A 22,087-nucleotide genomic window follows, 5' to 3' on the forward strand; every position below is an offset into this window, starting at 1 on the left:
TTGACACACCTCTATTTGGAATAATTAAAACAGCCCTTCGCGCAGCGCGCGCTCCAAACTTACCTGTGGAAACCAATTAATCTGTTGCGACAGCGCGTGATTACTGGCGGACCAGTCGTGATGGGTTAATTCGCGTATTTTGCTGCGCGTCAGCATCGGCTCCTGTTTTACCAGGCGGTTCCACACCACGCTGATATCCGCCAGGGCTTTCAGCAGCGGCAGCGGAATGCCCACCAGGCGCACCGGCCCGTGCCGCACGGCGGCGCCGATGTCCCGCAGGCGCAGCCAGTTATAGCCCTCGGCCACGCCGTCGCACAGTTCGTAAATATTCGGCTGCGTGGGTTCGGCCTGCACCCATTGGCTGACCGCCTTGGCCAAATCGCTCACGTGCAGAAAAGAGAGCCTGGCGTCAGGCGCGCCCAGCCGGGGCAGCACGCCGCGCAGCAGGCCGTTGAACAGCGGTTTCAGCTCTTTATCGCCGGGCCCGTAAACCGCCGTCGGGCGGAAAATCCCCAGCGCGATCTCGCCGCTGGCGGCGATGAGTTGCTGCTCGGCGGCCTGTTTTGAATGGGCGTACCAGGACAGCGCCGGATGGCGGGCCGCCAGCGACGACATGAACAAGAAGCGACGGCAGCGGCCGTTCTGTTTGGCCGCCTGCATCAGGTTCAGGCTGCCGGTGACGTTGCAGCGGGTGAACACCGCTTCCGCATGCCCACGCACCTGGCCCGCACAGTGCACGACGCACTCCGCGCCGCGCACCAGCTCGGTGAGCGAGGGCCGATCCTCCAGCGCGCCGGGGATCCACTGCAGGTTATCGGTGGCGGCTTTTCCCGCGTGCCGCGTCAGGGCGCGCACGTTAAACCCTTGCGCCAGCAGTTCCTGGACGATGTGCCGGCCGATAAAACCGGTCGCGCCCGTCACTGCCACCGTGCCGCTCATTGCGCGAAACCGGCCAGCTGCGGCATGTGCGGGTAGAGCGAGGCGCTCAGCCAGCGTTTTTTGGCCTCCGCGCGCGCGGGTTTGCCCGACGACGTGCGGGGAATGCTGTGCGGCGGCAGCAGCTCGATGTCCACCGCGATGCCGAACTCGCTTTGAATGCGCGCGCTCAGCGAACGCACGATTTGCTCCCGGCGTTCTTCCGAGCTGACTCGGCACTGGATTTGCAAAATGATCCTGGCCGCTTCGTCGTGCTCTTCGGTTACGAAGGCGATCGCATCGCCGGAACGGATTTCCGGTTCGGATTCCGCGACGTACTCGATATCCTGCGGCCAGATATTGCGGCCGCGAATGATGATCAAATCCTTCTTGCGGCCGGTGACGTACAGATAGCCGTCCAGCAGGTAGCCCAGATCGCCGGTATCCATCCAGCCGGTCACCTGAATTTGCTGTTGGGACTCGTCGTCGCAGAAATAGCCGTTCATCAGGCTGGGGCCGGAGATCGTGATATGGCCGACCTGGCGTTCCGGCAGCGGTTGCCCGGTTTCGCTGCGGATCTCGATGCGGTGGCCGGGCAGCGCTCGGCCGCAGTTGACGAAGGTCGAGATGGCGCGGGTTTTCTTGCCGGGCGCGACCGCTTTACCCTCGTACTCCAAAATATCGCGGTCGACCGCGTTGGTTTGCGGGCCGGAGCAAGGGTCGGAAAAACTCACCGCCAGGGTGTTCTCGGCCAGGCCGTAGCACGGCATGAAGGCTTTGCTGTCGAAGTTGATGCTGCTGAAGTGTTCGCCGAACTGGCCGAGCAGCTCGGCCGGGATCGGCTCGGCGCCCACGCCCGCGACCCGCCAGCTGGAAAGATCCAGATCGGCCAGCTCTTTGGCGTTGCTGCGGCGCAGGCACAGATCGTAGCCGAACGGCGGGGCGACGGACACCGTGCCGCGATTTTTGGCGATCAGTTTCAGCCATTGCATCGGGCGCATGGCGAAATCTTGCGTGCGCAAGTAATCGACGGACAGCTGGGTCGCCACCGGCGTGAGCAGAAAACCGACCAGGCCCATATCGTGATAGAAGGGCAGCCACGAAACGCAGCGGTCGCCCGCGCGCAGCTTGATCCCGTCGCGACTGATCGCGTTCAGGTTCGCCATCGCCGCCCGCTGGGTAATGATCACGCCGCGCGGAAAGCGGGTGCTGCCGGAGGTGTATTGGAGATAGGCGATGTCGTCGGGCGAAGGCGCCGGCAACGCGATTTCCGGCTCCGGCAAGGCGTTAAAATCCGCATCGCTGAGGATGTGCAGCGCCGAGGTGTTTTCCGTGGCCGACGCGATCAGCGGCGTCCACTCTTCGCTGCTGACGATCGCCGCGGGGTTGCAGCTGGCGATCAGCCCTTTCAGTTTGGCGGTGTAGGAGTCGCGTTGGCCCACGCCCATCGGGATCGCCAACGGCACCGCCACCAGGCCGGCGTATTGGCAAGCGAAAAAGGCTTCGACGAATCCTGCGCTGGTTTCGGCGATAAGCGCCACGCGATCGCCTTTCTTGAGTTTCAGGGACAATAAACGCCGCGCGCCCGAGATCGCTTTTTGCTGTAGCGTGCGATATTCGAGAACGGTCACGAGTTGATTGCGACGGTCGTAAAAATTCATTCCCGTATTGCCCAGCGCCGCGTAATCCAACGCGTCCACTAAGGTGGGGAAGTCCGCATAGCGCATGGGAAGAGAATGAACGGAACTTGTTTCAGACATAGACAAACTTAGCCATAGATTAAAAATCACCAAAAGAGAAAATCACTCTTGGCGAGGTAATTGATGTTTTACTATGAATAGGTTTTGAATAAGTTTGTTATTCAACCATCTTCATTCCGCGAACAGCGTATAATGCCGTGCTTGAGGGCACGCCGGTTATTAACCGGTCAGAGCGTGAGTAGCCCGTGTTATCAGCCTTGAGCGGCACCCTGGCGATATACGAGAGACTATTGTAATATCCGGGCTGCGCCGTTCTTTAGCCTGTCTCTTTCGGGCAGGAAATAACTGTCGGCTCATAGGTTATGACCTCATGCATGGCTATCTTGGAACTTAAACACTTCCTAAACAGTATGCCGCAAGAAATCCAAAAGTGAACGATTCATTTAAGGCTAATCTTAAAAAGAGCATTAAGTGGTAAAGATGGCGGCACACCTCCTGATTAAAGTCGGTACACTAAAAGCGGCGAGTTTCTTTTGCCGTAACAGCACGAAATAATAAAAGAGCACCATTAGCGTAGCCTGGCTGCGCCGCTTTCTGTTTCCTTTTTTTATCAATTACGGACATCACAGGGTGAATGTCGGGCGCAATAATGCGCTGTTTCACAGGGGGTAATATTCGGTTTTTCTTATCATTGAACCGGAGGCAATACACAATCCAATAAATGAGAACAGCATAAAAAATGCTAAAGACGTTGTCGCGTGCTTATTTAATTATTTTATTAAAACGTAAGGCTATTTATGATCCGTGTTGAGAAAGTTCTGAGTAAACGCGAACTTAAAGAATTTATTGCTTTCCCCTCGCAACTGTTTCGCGATGATCCGAACTGGATTGAGCCGCTGCATGTAGAGCGCGGAGAGCATCTGTCAAAGAAGAATCCCGGCACCGACCATATTGAATGGCAGGCATGGGTGGCCAAAAAACAGGGCAAAGTCGTTGGGCGCATCACGGCGCAAATCGATGCTCTGCACCGGGAGCTGCATGGCGAGGATACCGGCCATTTCGGCATGATTGACGCCGTTGACGATCCCGCCGTTTTCAGCACTTTATTCACGGTGGCGGAGGAATGGCTGAGGTCGAAAGGCGCGCGCAAAATCACCGGGCCATTCAGCCTCAATATCAATCAGGAAAGCGGCCTGTTGGTCGAGGGGTTCGATACGCCGCCTTCCGCCCTGATGACACACGCGAAGCCCTACTATGCGGCGCAAATAGCGCAGCAGGGCTACAGCGAAGGGATTGATTTGCTTGCCTATTGGATGAAAAGAACCGACCTGCATTTTTCGCCGTCGTTAACCCGGATGATGGATCAGGTGCGCAAAAAGGTGACCGTTCGCCGCCTCAACCGCAAGCGCTTTCGCGAGGAGATGCAGGTGCTGCGCGAGGTGTTCAACTCCGGATGGCAGCATAACTGGGGGTTTGTCCCGTTCACCGAGCACGAGTTCGCCACCATGGGGGATCAGCTGAAGTTCCTGGTGCCCGACGATATGATCCATATCGCCGAGGTGGATGGCGCCCCCTGCGCCTTTATCGTCGGTCTGCCGAACATCAACGAAGCGATTGCCGATCTGCAGGGGCGGTTATTGCCGTTCGGCTGGGCGAAGCTCTTGTGGCGGCTGAAAGTCAGCGGCGTGCGCACCGCGCGCGTGCCGTTGATGGGCGTGCGCCAGGAATATCAATTCAGCCGCATCGGGCCGATTATTGCGCTGCTGCTGATTGAGGCGCTGCGCGAGCCTTTCGCCAAGCGCAATATCGACGCGCTGGAAATGTCGTGGATCCTGGAAACCAATACCGGCATGCGGACGATTTTAGAACGCATCGGCGCGGTTCCCTATAAGCGCTACCGCTTATACGAGAAAACGCTTTAACCGGCTGATAACGCATCGCCTTTTCACGTTCTCAGAATAATAACCGCGCCGGGGCATTTTCGGGCGGTGCCGTTTCAGGGGCAGGGTGACGGCGCGTGAGTGAATGCATCGTCGCCGCAAAGAGAACGGTTAAGGCCTTTAATTAATAAACTCGAGATAAATTCACGCCGCGTGATTTATTCGCGAGTGATTGTGGCAGTATTGACGAGAGCTGATTGCATGCCTGTGGAAAAGAAAAAAGGAATAAGCCGATTAACCTACAGCATAAGGAATTCCTGGGCCGGATTTATTGACGCCGTGCTTACCGAAGATGCGTTTCGCCAATTATTGGTTATTAACGCCATTTTACTGGTTGTTACATTTGGTTTAGATATTACAAATATAGAGCGACTGTTATTAATCGCCTGCAGTTTTCTGCTATTGGTGGTGGAGCTGCTTAATACGGCGATTGAAACCGTGGTCGATCGCATTTCGCTGGAATTACATCCGTTATCCAAACGCGCTAAAGATCTGGGCGGCGCTGCGCAGCTGGTGGCGGTGGTGATGACTATCATTATTTGGGGAATGGTGCTGCTGGGGCGATAAGGGCTTGGGTGGCTCAATTACCAGGCCGGTTGCCGTGGCGCTATAAGCGGTTATCATCGTTGTTTTGCGTTCAGCAAGGAGAGTCGGCCGCTATGCCAGTGAATTTTGATCTCAACGATCTTTATGCCTTCCGCGCGCTGGTGGAGTACGGCAATTTTCGGCTGGCCGCAGAATCCATCTGCCTGTCGCAGTCGGCCTTGAGCCGCAGGATTGAGAAGCTGGAAAACGCGCTGGGCAGCAAACTGTTCGAGCGCACCACCCGGCGCGTGACGCTGACGCTGTACGGGCAGGCGTTTGCCGAGCGTTCGGATCAACTGCTGATGAATGTCGAAGCGGTGTTGGCCGATATCGATAAGGTCAGCCAGGAGCGTACCGGGCTGGTCGCCGTCGCCACGGTGCCGTCGGCGGCCTACTATTTCATGCCCGACGTAATACGCCGTTTCCGGCTTCGCTATCCGCGCGTGCGCGTTAAACTGATCGACGGCAGCGCGGGTAATGTGATTGAGGCGGTCACCGGCGGCCAGGCTGACTTCGGCATCTGCTTTGCCGGGCGGCTGCAGCCTAACCTTGAATTTGTGCCGTTGGTGGGTGACGTTTACGTGGCCGCCTGCCGGCGCGACCATCCGCTCGCCGCTAAAAAGAGCCTCACCTGGCGGGAATTTTATCAGCAGGATTACGTGTCGCTGGATAAAACCTCCGGCAATCGCAATCTGCTCGATCAGCGCCTGGAACACCTCGTGCCGGAGCGCCCCAGCGTGTGCGAAACTCGCCATGTGACGACCATGCTGGGCATGGTTGAGGCGGGCATCGGCATTGCCGCCGTGCCCGCCATGTCGATGCCCGCTTCAGAGCATTCGGTGTTGACGTCGGTGCCACTGGTCGAGCCGGTGGTGAAACGCACCGTGGGCCTGATCCGGCGCAGCGGCCGCATGCAGTCTTTCGTCGCCGCCGAGCTGGAAAAGCTGATTACTGAACGGTATCACTCTGCCTGACCGGCTGCTGCGCCGGCACGCTTCGCATGCCGGTCGCGCGAATGGTCGGCTGTGCCTGAGAGGAGGCGAGGAACTCCAGCAGCGCTTTGCCTTCGCGGCGATGTTCCGCCTTGGCCGTTACCGCGCCGGCGAAGCGGGTGATGTACTGCACGTTTTCCGGCAGTTCGCCGATAAAGGTGACGCCCGCCACGGGCAGCAATTCGCTGACCTGCTGGAAGCCCAACGCGTATTTCCCCTGCGCCACTTCAGAGGCCACCGGAATGCGCTCAACCATGTGCGCTTTTCCTTTCACCTGTTCCTCGATGCCCAGCTTTTTGAACAGTTGGCCGCTGACGTAGCGGCCGCTGGCGCTGTCGGAATAGGCGAAAGAGTCGGCTTGCAGCAAGGCATTACGCAGCTCGGCATCCGTTTTTATCGCCGGCTTGGGCGCGCCCTGTTTCACCACCATGCCGATCGGCGAATCGGCCAGCTCCACGCGCGAACCCCGCTGGATCCAGCCGCCTTTGTCCAGTTGGGTCAGCGCGTCGCCCACCATGATCACCACATCGGCTTGCTCTCCGCGCGCCAGCCGTGCGGGGATCGCCTGCGGCGTTTTCCCCATGGAAGGGCCGGACACCAGAATGATTTTGTCGCCGCTTTGGGGTTCATATTCCGGGGCCAGTTTCTCCAGCGCGGCCTTGAAGCCGCCGGAGATCATCACGGTCACGTCTTTGGCCAGCGCCGCGGTGCTGAAAGAGGCGCACACCAGCGCGGCGAGGATCGAACGAGTGAGTTTCTGCATGGCATTATTCCTTATGGCGATGGCGCGTTAGCGTGCGGTTTGCAGCGGCATGGCGATGCGGCGATACAGATACAGCGTCGCCAGCAATGCGCACAGCGCGGCGAAGCTCATCCAGTAGCCCGGTGAAGCCTTATCGCCGGTGTATTCGATCAACGCGGTGGAGATCACCGGCGTAAAGCCGCCGAACACCGCCGTCGCCAGGCTGTAGGCCAGCGAGAACCCGGCCACCCGTACTTCCGTTGGCATGATCTCGGTTAAGGCCGGGATCATGGCGCCGTTGTAGAGGCCGTAAATGAAGGACAGCCACAGCAGCACGGCCAGCATCATGCTGAAGCTGGGGGCGGCGGCGAGCAGGCTCAGCGCCGGGTAGGCGGTGGCCAGCGTCAGCAGCGTCATGGCGACCAGCACCGGTTTGCGGCCGAAGCGATCCGACAGCGCGCCGCCGATGGGCAGCCAGATGAAGTTGGAAATCGCGACCAGTAAAGTGACCAGCAAACTGTCGGAGGCGCTGAGCAACAGCACCTTTTTGCCGAAGGTTGGCGCATACACGGTGATCAGGTAAAACGCGGTGGTGGTCATGGCGACCATCAGCATGCCGGCGATTACCACCGGCCAGTTTTTCAGCAGGGTTTTAAACACGTCGCGCATCGCCAGGTGGTGACGGCGGGCGGTAAATTCCTGCGTCTCTTCCAGCTTGCGGCGCAGGAGGAAGATGAAGGGAACGATCAGACAGCCGAACAGGAAAGGCAGGCGCCAGCCCCATTCGCGAATGGCACTTTCTTCCAGCGCCGCATTGAGCGCGAAGCCCATGGCCGCCGCCACCATGATCGCCACCTGCTGGCTGCCGGACTGCCAACTGGTGTAGAAGCCCTTACGGCCCGGCGTGGCGATTTCGGCCAGATAGACGGACACGCCGCCCAGCTCCGCGCCCGCCGAGAAGCCTTGCAACAGGCGCCCGCACAGCACCAGCAGCGGCGCCCAAAGCCCGATGCTCTGGTAAGAGGGGATCAGCACGATCAGGAAGGTGCCCGCGGCCATGATCGACAGGGTGACGATCAGCCCTTTGCGGCGGCCGACTTTATCGATGTAGGCGCCCAGCACGATGGCGCCAATGGGGCGCATCAGAAAACCTGCGCCGAATACCGCGAAGGTCATCATCAGCGAGGCGAACTCGCTGCTGGCCGGGAAAAAGGTGTGTGCGATGTAGGTGGCGTAAAAGCCGAACAGAAAGAAGTCGAACTGTTCCAGAAAGTTGCCGGAGGTGACGCGCAGGATCGCGCCGGCTTTGGCCCGGGTGGTCATGGGTGAGGTAGAGGAATGCATCTTTATCTCCAGTTTGTTATGGGCGCCTGACGCCGCGCCTGTTGCTGAAGACTCGCTCAGGAAAATAAACTAAATAAGCGCAATAAACGCATGGCGCGATGCGTTTGGCGCATCAATCGCCGTTAACAATGTTGCCTAACCTGATGTAACGTGGCGTTAACAAACTTATCGCTCACCGCCCGCGGCGGAGAGCGCCGAAAACGTTATGCGCATTTTGTGACAGGGTTCATAAAGGGGCGGCGGGGAAACGCCCCGTGCCTCTGACCGATTGTCCGTTACCGCTCGTAAAAAGGTGAATGCCTCGCACTGCGTTTGCAAAATGTCCGGATGTACGTTCAGCCTTGCAGTAACCACGAATGCTTTTGCATGCCATTCTGACGCCTCTCTGCTATAGCTTTACATCTATATAGTTGTTGATCTATATTGCAGGGAGGTCCCGTGTGGGAAATTAAAACAACGGATGCGTTTGATAACTGGTTTAGCTCACTCCACGATGCCGATCGGGCTGGCGTGCTTGCCGCATTGATGATCCTGCGGGAAAAGGGGCCGAGGCTGCCCAGACCCTATGCCGATACGGTTAAAGGTTCGCGTTACAGCAATATGAAAGAGCTGCGCATTCAGAGCCGTGGCGAACCGTTGCGGGCATTCTTCGCCTTCGATCCGTACCGTATCGGCATTGTACTTTGCGCGGGCAATAAAGCCGGCAATGAAAAGCGTTTTTACGATCGAATGCTTCAGATTGCCGATCGGGAATTCACGAACTGGCTGAACACATTAAACGAGAAGGAGTGACGCGATGGGCAGAACGCTGGAACAGCTTATTGCGGATGAAAAGCCCGAGGTCGTGGCCAAAGCGCAAGCGCTGGCGGCGGACATCATGCTGAACATCCACCTTGCCGAGCTGCGCGAGAAGGTGCAGAAAACGCAGGTTGAAATGGCGCAGGCGCTGGGTATCCGGCAACCGACCGTTGCCGTGATGGAAAAACCGGGCCGCGATCTGAAACTGTCTTCGCTCAAACGCTATGTTGAGGCGGCCGGCGGCAAGCTGCGCCTGGATGTTGAACTGCCGGACGGCTCTCACTACGAATTTGTGCTGTAAGCGCTAACGGCAGAAAAGCAAAAATCCCGCTCGGGTTTCCCTGAGCGGGCTGTTCGCAATATGGCGCCTCCGATATCAGGAGGCAGCCGTGAAAGCAAAGAGGCTCAAGGCTGGATGTATGGGCGCTGCCGTTTGAGCCAGATAGCGTTAACAAGTCACCCGCCGTACCTTCGCGATAAACCATTCCCTGCTCAAAGCTGAAACGATATAATCATTCACATGGCTGATTTTAAAGGGCCATAACAGCCCTTTAAAATTATTCTCATTTATCTGGAATAATAAAACGGCTTACCGACTGTAATTTTTCGATGGTCTCTTCCAGCTCCCTCTCAGGCAACGATTGGTCAATAATCCCCGCACCAGCTTGTAACGCCACTCCACGACCATGCTTATAAAGCGAGCGGAGCACCAGCGCCGCATCCTTTTCACCCTGGCTATTGACCATGAACACGCTGCCGCTATAGGCACCGCGTGAGACCGGCTCCAGCCGCTGAATCGCCTCTATCGCCGAGCGCTTAGGTATCCCCGAAGCAGTGACTGCGGGAAACAGTGCGCCAAAGGCATCCCAGGCATTGAATTCTTTGCGAAGTTGTCCTTTTATCCGGGAGGCCAGATGCTGCACACTGCCACGCAGTGAGACATGCATAAAATCACTGACGTGGGTTGAATGGTTCTCACATAGGGGGATCAGTTCTTCAATGGCGAGCTTGACGGACACCGCATGCTCAGCAATTTCTTTCGTATCGTTACTGAGCACTTCGCGCAATCGCCGATTTTCGGCCTCGTCAGCGGTAAGTGCTCGCGTGCCGGCCAGTGGTTGAGTGCTGACAGCGCCAGAATCAGAGACTTCAACCACCGTCTCAGGGCTAAACCCAATGAAGTGATCGTCGTTCAATCGGGCAATAAACGAACGTGCCGGGGTATTGAACCGGCGGCCAACGTGATAGCTAGCTAATAAATCGACTGGAGCGGCAAGGGTTATTCGACGAGAAAGAATAATTTTCTGATATTCACCGCGCTGAATTTCTTCAACTGCCAGGGCAACGCGCTGGCAGTAGTCGCGCGCATCCTGTTCGCGAATCTGTTTGGCGATTGAAGCTTGCCATTGAGCATCAGGTTCTGGAAACACTGCAACACGATCCGCCGCCTGAACACGCTTCACCAGTTGCGATAAATCCTGATCAGAAGACGCGATCAGTTGTGCTTCCCCCGGCTTTAATTTGATTTGCACATGCGGGATAAAGAGGGTCAGCAGGGGCGTTGCCTCAGGTAAGTGTTTTGGCTGCACATCGTGTATCAGGTGTGAGAACTCGAAATGGCTCACACCATAAGCCTGCCAGTCGCTAAAGGGAATCGCATCCAGCGCCTGTTGCAGATTTGTCTGCCAGTTACCACCTTGCCAGCTCTTTTCCACCGCGTTGGGCAGGGTAAGTTCAGCACGATTACCATACAGTGAGATTTTTACCTGACTGCCTATTCCAATATCCCAGCATTCGTCGCGCTCATAGGCAATGTGACAATCAGATTCGTTCTTCAGCAAGTGATAAATGACATCGAGCGGGTCAGCCTGCAGGATGAGGGTATGGCTGGACTCACTGCTGTCCAGGGCAAGCATGGCAATATCCGCCAGCTGACGCTTATCGATCTTGCCAACGGCGGTTAATGGCCAACGCTTAACAGGTAATAACTGGTCAGGCAGTTTATTATTGCTGACACCTTGTCGCTGCAGGTAGCCACGTAAATCAGCCAGTGTCAGGTGGGTATCACCCGGTAAACAGGCACAGATACGTTCACCTAGGCGTGCATCCTCAACACCAATTACGACGCAGCTTGCCACATCAGGGTGATTAGCGATAAACGACTCAACCTCTGCGCAACCCACCTTTTCCCCGGCACGATTAATTTGCTCTTTGAGCCGACCTTCCACGACGAAGTTGCCCGCATCGGTCAGGCGCACCAGGTCACCAGAACGGTAAAAATGATCCGGTGTGAACGCCTGCAGGTTTTGCGCTTCAGCGCGATAATAGCCGCCGATAGTATAGGGGCCGTGGGTAAGAAGTTCACCGGAGACTTCGATTCCTACGGGAAGTCCATCCTGATTCACCACTCTTATTTGGTCCGCATCTGAAATCGGACGACCCTGAGTGTGTAAAATCACGTCATCGCTATCATCAAGCCGTGTGCAGCAAATCAGTCCCTCAGCCATACCGAAAACTTGCTGGAGCTGACAGTCAAAGGTGGGTTTGACTTTTGCTGCCAGTTGACTATCCAGCCGTGCTCCCCCTACCTGAATAAATTGCAAACTGGAGAGGTCGCTTTCATCCCATGCCCGACACTCCAGCCACAGGGTGACAAGCGGTGGTACCAATGCAGTAAAAGTGACTTTCTCCTGCTCAATAAGAGGGAACACTTCATCACAGCCTGAGGTTTGCGCTAGCACCACTTTGCCGCCTGAGAATAGCGTGCCCAGCACTCCCGGACAGGAGAGGGTGAAGTTGTGTGCCACAGCTAATGTCGCCAGATACACACTTTGGCTGGAAAGCTGGCAGATTTCCGCCATGCGGCGTGCGTTGTAAAAGTAATCGGCGTGCGTGCGTGGTATCAATTTGGGCGTACCGGTGCTGCCACCAGAAAGAAGGAGGAGGGCGATATCTTCAGCATGCGGTGCAGGCAAAGGCTGGGGCTCAGACTGGAACGCTGTCATCAGTGAGTCTGCATCGTCATGGATATTCACCGGCCAGCGTTGCATACCGGGATGTTTAACCGCCATATCCGATGCCAGTGTTTGATAGTCATGCCCAAGATAGTGATGAGGATAAAACCAGGCTTTGGGTTCTGCCAGTTGGCTCAAGGCATCAATGTCTGCCGCTTTCTGGCCAGGCATGGCAAGAATCGGGCGTGCGCCGAGACGGAACAGAGCGAACAGTGTTGCCACGAGGCCAATACAGTTTGGCAACTGCAGCAACACATTATCTTGAGAGCGAATCCCACGCGCGGCTAATCCCGCAGCAAGTCTGTCGGCCAGATTATCCAGCCCGGCGTAACTCAGATGCTGCTTTCCTGCCACCAGTGCGATGCTGGTGGGTTGCCGAATTGCCCACTGGCGTAACTGTTCGCCCAGAGGTTGATCGACCCAATAGCCATTTTGTCGATAGTGTTCACGCTCACTGTCACTCCAGGCGCTGTAACGTTGACGTTCGTTCATCATCTTTCTCCTTGCCGAAAAAGGATTGCCGACTACTGGCCGGCAATTACATCAAAAGTCCCAGCTAAATTTGGCAATCACCTGACGGCCTGCCCCCCAGAAACAGCCTGTGTCGGTGGAATAGCAACCCGCGACAACTTTGCGGTCCAGCAGGTTTTGTGCTGTCAGTTGCACTTTGCCACCGCGTAAAGAAGGATCGAGTTTGCCAAGCTCATAACGAATTGAAGCATCCATCAGGCCATAACCCCCGGTGTTAAACTGATTGTCCATGGTTCCTCCTTTGGTGCCGCCGCTGAAGCGCCCCCCCACAGCGACGCCTAAGCCCTCAACCTCTGTGCCTGCTGGCGCCTGCCAGTCCAGCCATAGCGCACCAAATGTCCGTGGTACGCGCAGTGGGGTTTTGCCTTCGCGGCCTTGAGTGTCCTGGGTGTACTTCACCTGCTGTAGTGTGTAGCTACCGATCACACTGAACTGTTCGGTTAAGGCACCCCGTGCCTCCAGCTCCAGCCCACGTGCACGAATTTTTCCGCCCTGAGTCTGGAAAGCGGAATTCGCCGGATCAGTGCTCAGGCTCTTGTCCTGTGTCAGGTTGTACACAGCGGCAGAAAGCAGGGTCGTGGTACCCGGTGGCTGATACTTCACACCAAACTCATAGAGTTCGCCGCGACTGGGTTTAAAGGGTTGTTGATCGCGAGAAAGACCGGCAACCGGCTGGAAAGATTGCGCCCAGGTGAAATAAGGCGAGATGCCATTGTTAAACAGATAATTCAGGCCAACACGTCCCGTGGTGGCCTGATCGTGTTGCTCGTAATTCTGGCCGTAGAGAAAATCTTTATTGATGATTTTGCTCCAGTCGTGGCGGATACCCACTGTGGTACGCCATTGCTGCCAGGCAATCTGGTCCTGCAGATAGACGCCCGTTTGCGTGGATGAAACGCGGCTATCCTGCCATAGCGCGGTTGGGCCAAATTCGGCGACACCATAGTCAGGATGATAAATATCAAGAGATGACACGCTGCCACTACCGTAGTCAGTATGGCCGCGCATATGGTCAACGCCCACACCCGTCAGTAACTCATGACTCAATGCACCGGTATCGAAAAAACCGTGGATCTGATTATCAAAATTGAGTGTGTTGTAATGCTCGTCAGAGACTGCGGTATTGCGGCTAATGGTGCGCATATCGTCGTTCAGACCTGACATGATCACTGCATCATAATTGGACGTTTCGCCGAAATAGCGACCTTTTAAGACCGTGGACCAGTCTTCGCTGAAATTATGGATGTAGCTGTAGCCCACCGTTGATTGCTTACGACTAAAGGTGTTGTGATTTGGCTCACCAGGGTAAGCATCCCGCGGCAGTTTGCCATTTGGGTTGGTGAACACCGTGCCATAGGCAGGCAAAGAAGTGATCACCCCTAAATCCGGGTCGTACTGAAAACGTGAGTAGAGCGTCAGACTGTTGTTGTCATCAGGATTAAAGGTGATGGAGGGGGCCAGCGCATAGCCTTTGAGTTTCGTGCCCTGCTGCATGCCGTCGGCGAGATGGCCGGTAGCGACGAAGCGATAGAGTACGCTTCCGCTGTCATTCACTGCCCCACCAAAGTCCAGGCCGACCCGTCCGTAATTCTTCGTACCACCTTCAACTTCTACATGACGAATCGTTTCACTCGTCGGCAATTTGCTGGTGAGTGCAATGATACCGCCGGGATTTGATAACCCATACAGCACGGAAGCGGGTCCGCGTAAGACATCGATCTGTTCCAGAAGGAAAGGGTCGATCTGCTGCACACCAAAGAGCAGGCCATTGGTATTGCGTAAACCATCCTGAAACACATCGGAATAGCCAGTGTCGCTGTAATTAAACCCGCGAATAGTGAACTGATCAAATGCGGTTACTCCGCCCCATTGCTCGGAAGCCACACCTGGCGTATACCGTAGCGCTTCATTAAGACTACGCGTGTTCTGATCATCCATCTGCTGTCGGGGAATTACCGAGATCGATTGCGGTGTTTCCACCAGCGGTGTCGTGGTTTTAGTTGCGCTGCTGCTTTCTTTTGCCGAAAGCCGGCCGCTATGTGATTCCTCATCTTGTGCGATGACCGTTATTGTTGAACTGTTCTGCTGCGGCTGCGCCCAGGCACTTTGCAACGCGAGGGTGAGTAAAGAAAGTGAAAGGCCCGTTACTGCGCGTTGTGTGATTTGTTTTCCTGCCAAATACGAAGCGGTGCGTTCCATAACAATCCTCTGCCTGATACAAATCAAAAGGTTTTCTTAATGCTTTTTTTTGAGAATGATTATCAATAGCGTTGATTACTATGTAATGATATAACATATGATATGATCATTAATGAAGCGGAAATTTAATGATTTCGTTAAGGGAGATGCGGGGATATGAACCAGGGTTTAACCAGACGAACGCTGATAAAAACAATGGGTATTGGCGCGGGCATCGTGCTCAGTAATGGATTTTTACCGCTGGCATGGGCGGATGAACCCAAGCCGCAGCGAGGGGGAACACTGCGTGCTGCGTTCGCAGGTTCCAGCAGTGATTCTACCGATGTGTTGCGATCCACCAACAGTAATATCGACTATGTACGTTCACGCTTAGTGTGGGATTCATTAGCGGAAGTAGACAACCAACGTATCGTATGGCGCCTGATGGAATCAGCAGATCCTAATCACGATGCGACACGCTGGACCGTAAAACTTCGGCAGGGCGTCACATTCAGTGATGGTCGTCAACTCACCAGCAAAGATGTGATGTTCAGCCTGCGTACCTGGATGAGCCAGCCGGGTAGCCAAAGTGGCTGGCTGAAGCCACTCGACCTGACGGCATCACGTCTTGAGGATGATCACACACTGACATTGCAGTTGCACAAACCGGTGGGTTCATTTGATTTATTACTGGCGCAGTCAATCTTTATTTTTCCAGAAAATACGCAGGACTTTACTGCGGCAGTGGGGAGTGGGCCTTACACACTCAAATCTTGGTCACAGGATAAAAGTGTGCTGCAGGCGCGTTCAGACTATTGGGATGCGGCAAACGGTGGTCCGTGGTTGGATGAGATTCACCTCTACAGCGTAGGTGACACCACTGCACGCCTCAACGGTTTGAAAGCGGGGCAGTTTGATTATGTGGGGGGGATGGCGCTACTCACCGCGCGATCAGAGCAAGCTAATCCGGCAGTGAAACTGTGGCACTCTCCGAAATCGGAGATGAGCAATCTGGCATTTAGTATGAATCTCAGTAAGGTGCCCTTTAATCACGCCGCGGTTGTCGAAGCGCTGAAATATGCGATTGACCGGGAAACGATGGTACGCGCAGTGACCATGGGATTAGGCGAAGTCGCGAATGATGCCCTGGGCGCGGGGCAACCGTGGTTCAATGGGGAATTGCCTACCCGCCATTACGATCCTGAACGTGCCCGTGCGCTGTTGCAGAAGGCAGGCATAGCCTCTGTTGCCGCAAAGATACGCACCAGCGACTACGAATACGGTACGGCCGAAAGCGCTACATTACTGTTACGCCAGGTAAAAGGGACGGGATTTGATCTGCAACTGGACCGCGTTCCCGCTGCCGATTACTACAGCGATTTTAACCTGCTGCTGAATACACCATTACAAACCAATCTTTATCGCCCGATGCCGCTGCCCGTTGCGTTGCCATTCTATTATGGCCATGCGGCTCCCTGGTCATTCACCGGCCCGGCTACGCCGCAACTTGACGATCTGATGAATGCGATGCAGGCAGCACGCGGTGATGCGTTGCGCCAGCGTGTTGCTGATGTCCAGCACTACCTGTGGCAGCAGGGCGGTGACGCGATCTTTGCGCGAATTCCGTCTATTGCCGCTTCTGCACCAGGTGTGTTTGGCGTCAAAGCGGCTGGCTTCTTTGACTATCCGCTGCTGCGTGATGCCTGGCTGCGTTCAGCATGAAGTGTCAGGTTTTAATTAAACGCCTGCTATGGCGTGCATCGCAGGCGGTTTTCACTTTGTGGCTTCTTTCGGTGATGATCTTTTGTGCCATGTCGCTGGTTAAAGGTGATGCTGCCAGCCAGCGTCTGGCAGGGACGGGGAGCCGCGAGCAGGTGACGGCGTTACGCGCGCAGCTGGGTCTTGATCAGCCTTTAGCTGCACGCTATCTGCAGTGGGCCAAGGGTGTCATGCACGGTGACTGGGGGACCAGCTACTTAAACGGGCGATCCGTAAGTACGCTTATTCGCGAGCGTGGGGGGGCCTCACTGGCATTAGGGGCCAGCGCCAGCGTGTTGCTGGTGGTGATCGCCCTGGGCTTAGGCATCTATTGTGGGCTGCACCCAGGCAGTGTCGTCGACAGGGGCATCAGTCTTCTTTCCCTGGGATTCGTGGCGTTACCGGAATTTGTGACGGGCACACTGTTGGTGATGGTGTTTTCGTTAACGCTTCACTGGTTGCCTGCGCTTTCGCTTCTCTCCCCGGGCCAATCGTTGTGGTCACAGTGGCCACTGTTTATTTTGCCAATAATGACACTGCTCAGTGTCGCGTTAGCGCAGAACATCAAATTGGTCCGCCTTGGTGTTATGCGTGCTTCTCAGTCTCCAGCCTGTGAATGCGCCCGGTTGAATGGAATTGCGGAATACCGCGTGGTATTGCACTGGATCCTGCCCGAAGCATTAGGCCACTGTTTACCGGTCCTGGCACGTTACATCACTTATCTGTTTGCTGGCGCACTGGTTGCAGAAACACTGTTTGGCTGGCCAGGCCTGGCAGCGGCACTTCTTAATGCCACGCTATCGCGCGATACGCCGGTGGTGATGGGCATCTCGATGGTGATGTGTACACTGACGGTGCTACTGAATCTCCTCGCGGATAGTTTGACCGCGTTGCTTAACCCCGCTGCTTTCCGGGGAGGGCGCGATGCGTAAATGGCCATATGCAGGATTCGTTTTCTTCAGCCTGATGGCATTCATAGGTCTTATCGGCCCCTGGCTGGCACCTTATGCGATCGATGAGATACGTGATATGCCCTTTGCTGCGCCAAATTCAACGGCGTGGATGGGGACAGATTATCTCGGCGCAGACGTCTTCAGCCGCCTGCTCAGCGGTGGTCAACAACTCTTATTGCTGGCCTGCCTGAGCGTATTACTGGCCTGGCTGCTTGGCGGGCTGTTGGGGATGCTTGCGGCGCTGAAAGGACGCTGGATTGAACGGATGTTGTTGGCGCTGGCTGACATCCTGCTCAGTATTCCGGGGCTGCTGTTACTGACACTGGTGGTTACCGTTAGCGGGCGCGGTTATACGGCCGCAGTGGTGGCGGCGATATTGGTGATGGTGCCCGATATTTTCCGTCTGGTTCGTGCCGCGACGTTGCAACAATTACAGCAAGATTACGTCGACATGGCGCGCTGTCGGGGAGAGTCACTGGCAGCGATTCTCTGTCGGGAGATCATGCCTAACCTGTTACCCCTGCTCAGTGCAGATATTGGCCTTCGCCTGCTGGCAGCCATTTTTATTTTGGCCACCGCCAGTTTTCTTGGGCTGGCGGCGCAACAACCCCTGGCTGACTGGGGGCTGATGATCATGGAGAACCGTCAGGGGTTATCGTTTCAACCCTGGGCAACCCTCGCGCCGATCTTTGCCATCCTGTTGCTGCTTATTCCTCTGAACCTGAGTCTGGATGGATTGTTTGTTTCTGCGCGTAGAAGATATGCGCCTCCGGTGGCCTCGTTTTCGCACGCACAAAGCATTGCCGATAGCAGGCTAAATATTCAACAGCTTAGCGTGGAACTTCCTGAACAGACGTTGATCAACACCGTTTCGCTGCAGATAAAAAGGGGTGAAATTGCGGCGCTGGTCGGTACTTCAGGCAGTGGTAAAAGCACTTTACTGCGTGCGGCACTGGGGCTCTTTCCCGACACCACAACTGCCATTCGCGGTGAGGTATGGCTCGCAGGGCAGTCGCTCTTTTCAATCAATGCCCGAGCATTGCGAAAGCTTCGTGCCCGGCACGTTGGCTTTGTGCCGCAAGATCCCCGTCTGAGTATGGTACCTTCGCAAACGCTGGGCGCGTATTTACGTTGGATGGCCGCCCGTCGCGGACTCACAGATGCTCAACGCGATCAGCAGGTGACGTCTCATTTCCGTCAACTGGGGCTGCCCGATGATGCGGCTTTTTTGCGGCGCTATCCACATCAAATCTCTGGCGGACAACTGCAACGCGTGATGGCAGTGGCCGCCATGCTTGGCTATCCTGGCTTGCTACTGATGGATGAGCCGACCAGCGCGCTGGATGGATTGAGTACCCAGGCGGTGATGCACTGGATCGCCTCAACTGCGCGCGCACATCAGATGAGCGTGCTGTTTGTCGCACACGATTTACCACAGGCGAGTCAGATAGCCGACCGGATTCTGGTGATGTCAGAGGGGGAAGTGGTTGAACAACAATCCACTCAGGCATTTTTGCGCACGCCTGATACCCAGGCCGGTCAGCGCCTGCTCAATGCCTGGTTGCCTTGTCCCTCTCCTGAGCAGGAAACCTCCTCTGCTCAGGTCGTCCTGCGTGCTGAGGCCGTAGAGGCCGCTTATGGCGGACGCACCGCACTGACCTCACTTCAGTTCTCTCTGAGACGCGGTGAGACACTGACCATTGCGGGCCGATCCGGCGGCGGTAAAACCACTCTTCTGCGCATTCTGGCAGGTTTACAACCTGATGCCAGCGGCACCTTAAGCCTGCATAACATGCCGCTGCCTCTCAGTATCCATCAACGCAGCCCGTCGCAAAAATGGCAACTGCAATATGTCGCGCAGAATCCCGCCAGCTCCCTGAATGCTTTCTATAGCGTGCGTGCGCTGCTGCGCCGTCCTCTGCGTCTTAGCGATCCCACATTAAGCGCTGAACAGTGTGAACAGAGGGTCATCAGCGTGATGGCGCAGGTCGGGCTTGAGGCCCATTTGCTTACTCGAAAACCGTCGCAACTCTCCGGCGGTCAGCAGCAGCGTGTGGCACTGGCAAGAGCATTAATTACCCGCCCTGACGTGTTGTTGTGTGATGAAGTGACCAGTGCTTTAGATGGGCCGACGCGTATGGGGCTGGTCCTGCTGTTGCAACAGTTGCAACAGCAGCAGGGTATCGCTCTGTTAATGGTGACTCATGATTTAACCCTTCCTGTACAGTTGGGCGGTTTGCTCATGGTGATCGAGCACGGGCGGGTTGTCGAACAGGGGCGCGTTTCCGAATTGCTTACACGGCCCACGCATTCAGTGACGTCCCGGCTCATTTCAGCAGCGCAACTCATAGAGGAGACTACGCGTTGACTTCCCCCTGGATACGAACATTAAGCGGATACATTAAGCCTGAGTTACAACTGTTTTGTCTGCCGCATGCGGGCGGCAACGCTGGGCTCTATCGCGGCTGGCGTGAACATCTTCCGCCGGAAATTGAATTGAATGTGATCTGCTATCCCGGTCGTCTGGAGCGTTGGCAGCATCCCATCCCCGCGACGATGCCGGAGCTGGTGGGGGAAGTCTCGCGGGCTATTGCTCCGCATCTTGGCGAGAACTGGGCTATTTTCGGCCACAGTATGGGAGCCGTTGTCGCGCATGAAACGATTCTGGCATTAAAATGCGATGATTTACCTCCACCGCAACTGTTGGCGGTCTCCGCCCGTGAGGCGCCGCAGTTTCATCAGCCCGGCCTTTTACATCAACAGGATGATGAAGCACTGTGCCAAGAGCTACTGCGCCTGGACGGCACCGATCCCGTGTTGTTGACCCTACCCGAGATGCGCGAACTCATGCTGCCCACGATGCGGGCGGATTATGCGTTGATTGAGCAGTGGCAGCTGAGTTCCAGACAGCTGCTGTCATGCCCCATCGCTGCCTTCATGGGCAGCGAAGATCCGGAACTTGATCAGATGCAGGCGGAAGGATGGGCAAGCTGGACAACAGCCAGTTTCACCCTGGACTGTTTTTGCGGTGGACATTTTTACTTCAGGGAACACCCACAGCCACTTCTTTCACGATTACTGGCACGCTTAAGTGCGATTCAGGCACTGTCCTGAGTCTGTTCCGGCTGTGGTTGTACCGGACGAATCAACCACAGTGCCGCCAGACCGGCGAGGGCACTTGCAACGGCGGCAACGCGGAATAAGAGGTTTAATCCATCTACCCATGCCTGCAAGGCCCGTTGCTGCAGTTCGGGCACGGCATTCAGCACATCAAACTGCGCGCTGCTGATGGCCTGAAGGGCTGATGCAGGCTGACTGATACCAGAGGCACTTAACAGGGAGAGCGGCAAAGCTTGCTGGATCACATGGTTGAGTAACAGTCCAAACAACGCGATACCCACGGCAGTACCGAGCGGGAAGAACGTATTTGCAGTGCCCGATGCAGCGCCAGCCTGACGCGCAGGAACAACACTAACAGCGAGATCCATCAGATGCGGCATGGTTAATCCTGCACCGATACCCAGCATCAACAGCAGCGGAAGGATCACCAGCCAGTCGCTGTGGATTTGCACATGGCTACTGAGGGTCAGACCGAGAGCCACAATGAACATGCCAATTGCCAGCACTATGCGGACTGGAATCAGTCTTGAAAGCGGACCACTTAATCCGGCGGCGACCACCATCGCCAGTGACTGACTCAAAAGAATCAAACCGGTGTGCCACGCCGAATAGTGCAACAGGCCGCTCAGCCAAAGCGTAATAAACGGCAGCAAGCCAAAACTGAAAATGCGGCCTGCAAAGCTGAGCAGGATTGCCGCCAGGAACGTAGGGATGCGAAACAAACGTAAATGCAGCAGGGCGTGATCGCCCCGCTGAGCCTCAATCCATAAAAACAATAAAGCCGAAGCGATCCCGATGAGCAGTGCGAGGCGGACAAAGGGAGTGGCATCAGATGAAAAGTTCAGTGCGGCGTAGTTGAGGCTAAACAGGCTGAGAGTGACGAAAACCGCGCCAGCGACATCGACAGGATAACGCGGTGCGGGTACGGGTTTTTCATCAACATGGCGCAGGGTGAGAAAAATGATCAGTAGTCCGACGGGGATGTTGATGGCAAACAGCCATGGCCAACTGGCCCATTGGATGAGTATGCCGCCAATCAGGGGACCAGTTGCTGCTGACACGGCTCCCCCTGCGGCAAATAACCCCACCGCGCTGGTGCGAACCTTGGGTGATTCACCCTCACAGGCACTGGCAATCAGTGCCAGCGCAGTCCCCAAGACCATGGCACCGCCAGCGCCCTGGAGTACACGGGCAACGATCAACGCATTGATGGTAGGCGCCATTGCGCAGCCCAATGAAGCCAAAACAAATAATCCATTACCACACAAAAAAATCGGGCGCCGACCCAACCGGTCGGAGATGGCGCCAGCCAGCAATAACAAGGCGGCGAAGCTCAGGGTATATCCATTAATTACCCACTGTAACTGTGCGAGATTGGTAAGGAAACCTTCACCTATTTTTGGTAGCGCAATATTCACGACCGTGATGTCCAGCGTCATGATAGCAGCACTCAATGCGGCCACCAGTGTGGTCCATCTACGATTTTTTGCCTGTTCTTCATTCATCAACATGCCGTT

16 protein-coding genes and 1 pseudogene are annotated in these 22,087 nt (G+C 55.8%); 9 read left to right on the forward strand and 8 right to left on the reverse strand.

What is annotated here, in order from left to right; genetic code table 11:
• Positions 1-24: 24 nt before the first annotated feature.
• On the reverse strand, positions 25-939 hold the full coding sequence (locus tag ACJ8IN_RS12910) for an NAD-dependent epimerase/dehydratase family protein (RefSeq protein ID WP_308325898.1): 915 nt from the start codon (positions 937-939) through the stop codon (positions 25-27).
• Positions 936-2,675, reverse strand: a complete 1,740-nt coding sequence (locus ACJ8IN_RS12915; protein WP_308325897.1) for a fatty acyl-AMP ligase — start codon at positions 2,673-2,675, stop codon at positions 936-938. The genes ACJ8IN_RS12910 and ACJ8IN_RS12915 overlap by 4 nt, the downstream gene beginning before the upstream one ends.
• 737 nt (positions 2,676-3,412) lie before the next feature.
• Here ACJ8IN_RS12915 and ACJ8IN_RS12920 point away from each other — a divergent pair.
• The 3 genes from ACJ8IN_RS12920 (at position 3,413) to ACJ8IN_RS12930 (ending at position 6,114) form a co-directional block, all read left to right on the forward strand.
• Entirely contained in the window at positions 3,413-4,537 is a 1,125-nt protein-coding gene (locus tag ACJ8IN_RS12920) for an N-acetyltransferase (RefSeq protein ID WP_308325896.1), read from the forward strand.
• 99 nt (positions 4,538-4,636) lie between these two features.
• Positions 4,637-5,122 (forward strand): diacylglycerol kinase, encoded by a 486-nt coding sequence (locus ACJ8IN_RS12925; protein ID WP_225845495.1) that lies wholly within the window; start codon positions 4,637-4,639, stop codon positions 5,120-5,122.
• Positions 5,123-5,214: 92 nt separating this feature from the next.
• Complete coding sequence (locus ACJ8IN_RS12930; RefSeq protein WP_060422579.1) at positions 5,215-6,114, forward strand: LysR family transcriptional regulator; 900 nt, start codon at positions 5,215-5,217, stop codon at positions 6,112-6,114.
• Here the strand turns inward: ACJ8IN_RS12930 and ACJ8IN_RS12935 are convergent.
• Positions 6,089-6,895 (reverse strand): substrate-binding domain-containing protein, encoded by an 807-nt coding sequence (locus ACJ8IN_RS12935; protein ID WP_442519501.1) that lies wholly within the window; start codon positions 6,893-6,895, stop codon positions 6,089-6,091. The two genes, ACJ8IN_RS12930 and ACJ8IN_RS12935, sit on opposite strands and share 26 nt — an antisense overlap.
• 27 nt (positions 6,896-6,922) lie before the next feature.
• Entirely contained in the window at positions 6,923-8,218 is a 1,296-nt protein-coding gene (locus ACJ8IN_RS12940) for an MFS transporter (protein ID WP_103829662.1), read from the reverse strand.
• Positions 8,219-8,656: 438 nt separating this feature from the next.
• Between ACJ8IN_RS12940 and ACJ8IN_RS12945 the strand changes: the two genes are divergently transcribed.
• Positions 8,657-9,010, forward strand: coding sequence for a type II toxin-antitoxin system RelE/ParE family toxin (locus ACJ8IN_RS12945; protein WP_047571347.1), 354 nt, complete (start codon positions 8,657-8,659; stop codon positions 9,008-9,010).
• 4 nt (positions 9,011-9,014) lie between these two features.
• Positions 9,015-9,317 (forward strand): XRE family transcriptional regulator, encoded by a 303-nt coding sequence (locus tag ACJ8IN_RS12950; protein ID WP_033635213.1) that lies wholly within the window; start codon positions 9,015-9,017, stop codon positions 9,315-9,317.
• 262 nt (positions 9,318-9,579) lie between these two features.
• Here the strand turns inward: ACJ8IN_RS12950 and ACJ8IN_RS12955 are convergent, their stop codons facing one another.
• The 3 genes and pseudogenes from ACJ8IN_RS12955 to ACJ8IN_RS12965 form a co-directional block, all read right to left on the reverse strand.
• Complete coding sequence (locus tag ACJ8IN_RS12955) at positions 9,580-10,932, reverse strand: salicylate synthase (RefSeq protein WP_223307188.1); 1,353 nt, start codon at positions 10,930-10,932, stop codon at positions 9,580-9,582.
• Positions 10,930-12,438 (reverse strand): annotated as a pseudogene (locus tag ACJ8IN_RS12960) ((2,3-dihydroxybenzoyl)adenylate synthase); the annotation flags it as partial. The gene ACJ8IN_RS12955 and the pseudogene ACJ8IN_RS12960, both read right to left, overlap by 3 nt.
• 135 nt (positions 12,439-12,573) lie before the next feature.
• On the reverse strand, positions 12,574-14,760 hold the full coding sequence (locus ACJ8IN_RS12965) for a TonB-dependent siderophore receptor (RefSeq protein WP_060427494.1): 2,187 nt from the start codon (positions 14,758-14,760) through the stop codon (positions 12,574-12,576).
• A gap of 156 nt (positions 14,761-14,916) precedes the next feature.
• On the opposite strand from ACJ8IN_RS12965, the gene ACJ8IN_RS12970 reads away from it, so the two are divergent.
• The 4 genes from ACJ8IN_RS12970 to ACJ8IN_RS12985 are packed head-to-tail and all read left to right on the forward strand — an operon-like array spanning position 14,917 to position 20,564.
• Positions 14,917-16,461, forward strand: a complete 1,545-nt coding sequence (locus ACJ8IN_RS12970; RefSeq protein ID WP_308325895.1) for an ABC transporter substrate-binding protein — start codon at positions 14,917-14,919, stop codon at positions 16,459-16,461.
• Entirely contained in the window at positions 16,458-17,429 is a 972-nt protein-coding gene (locus ACJ8IN_RS12975) for an ABC transporter permease (RefSeq protein ID WP_308325894.1), read from the forward strand. The genes ACJ8IN_RS12970 and ACJ8IN_RS12975 overlap by 4 nt, the downstream gene beginning before the upstream one ends.
• Entirely contained in the window at positions 17,422-19,818 is a 2,397-nt protein-coding gene (locus ACJ8IN_RS12980; protein WP_052133495.1) for an ABC transporter ATP-binding protein/permease, read from the forward strand. The genes ACJ8IN_RS12975 and ACJ8IN_RS12980 overlap by 8 nt, the downstream gene beginning before the upstream one ends.
• On the forward strand, positions 19,815-20,564 hold the full coding sequence (locus ACJ8IN_RS12985) for a thioesterase II family protein (protein WP_072265212.1): 750 nt from the start codon (positions 19,815-19,817) through the stop codon (positions 20,562-20,564). Before ACJ8IN_RS12980 ends, ACJ8IN_RS12985 begins: the two co-directional genes overlap by 4 nt.
• Here the strand turns inward: ACJ8IN_RS12985 and ACJ8IN_RS12990 are convergent.
• Complete coding sequence (locus tag ACJ8IN_RS12990; RefSeq protein WP_052133497.1) at positions 20,549-22,081, reverse strand: MFS transporter; 1,533 nt, start codon at positions 22,079-22,081, stop codon at positions 20,549-20,551. The two genes, ACJ8IN_RS12985 and ACJ8IN_RS12990, sit on opposite strands and share 16 nt — an antisense overlap.
• Positions 22,082-22,087 lie beyond the last annotated feature (6 nt).

The organism is Serratia sp. CY31944, from assembly GCF_052169175.1.
GTDB classification, from domain to species: domain Bacteria; phylum Pseudomonadota; class Gammaproteobacteria; order Enterobacterales; family Enterobacteriaceae; genus Serratia; species Serratia sarumanii.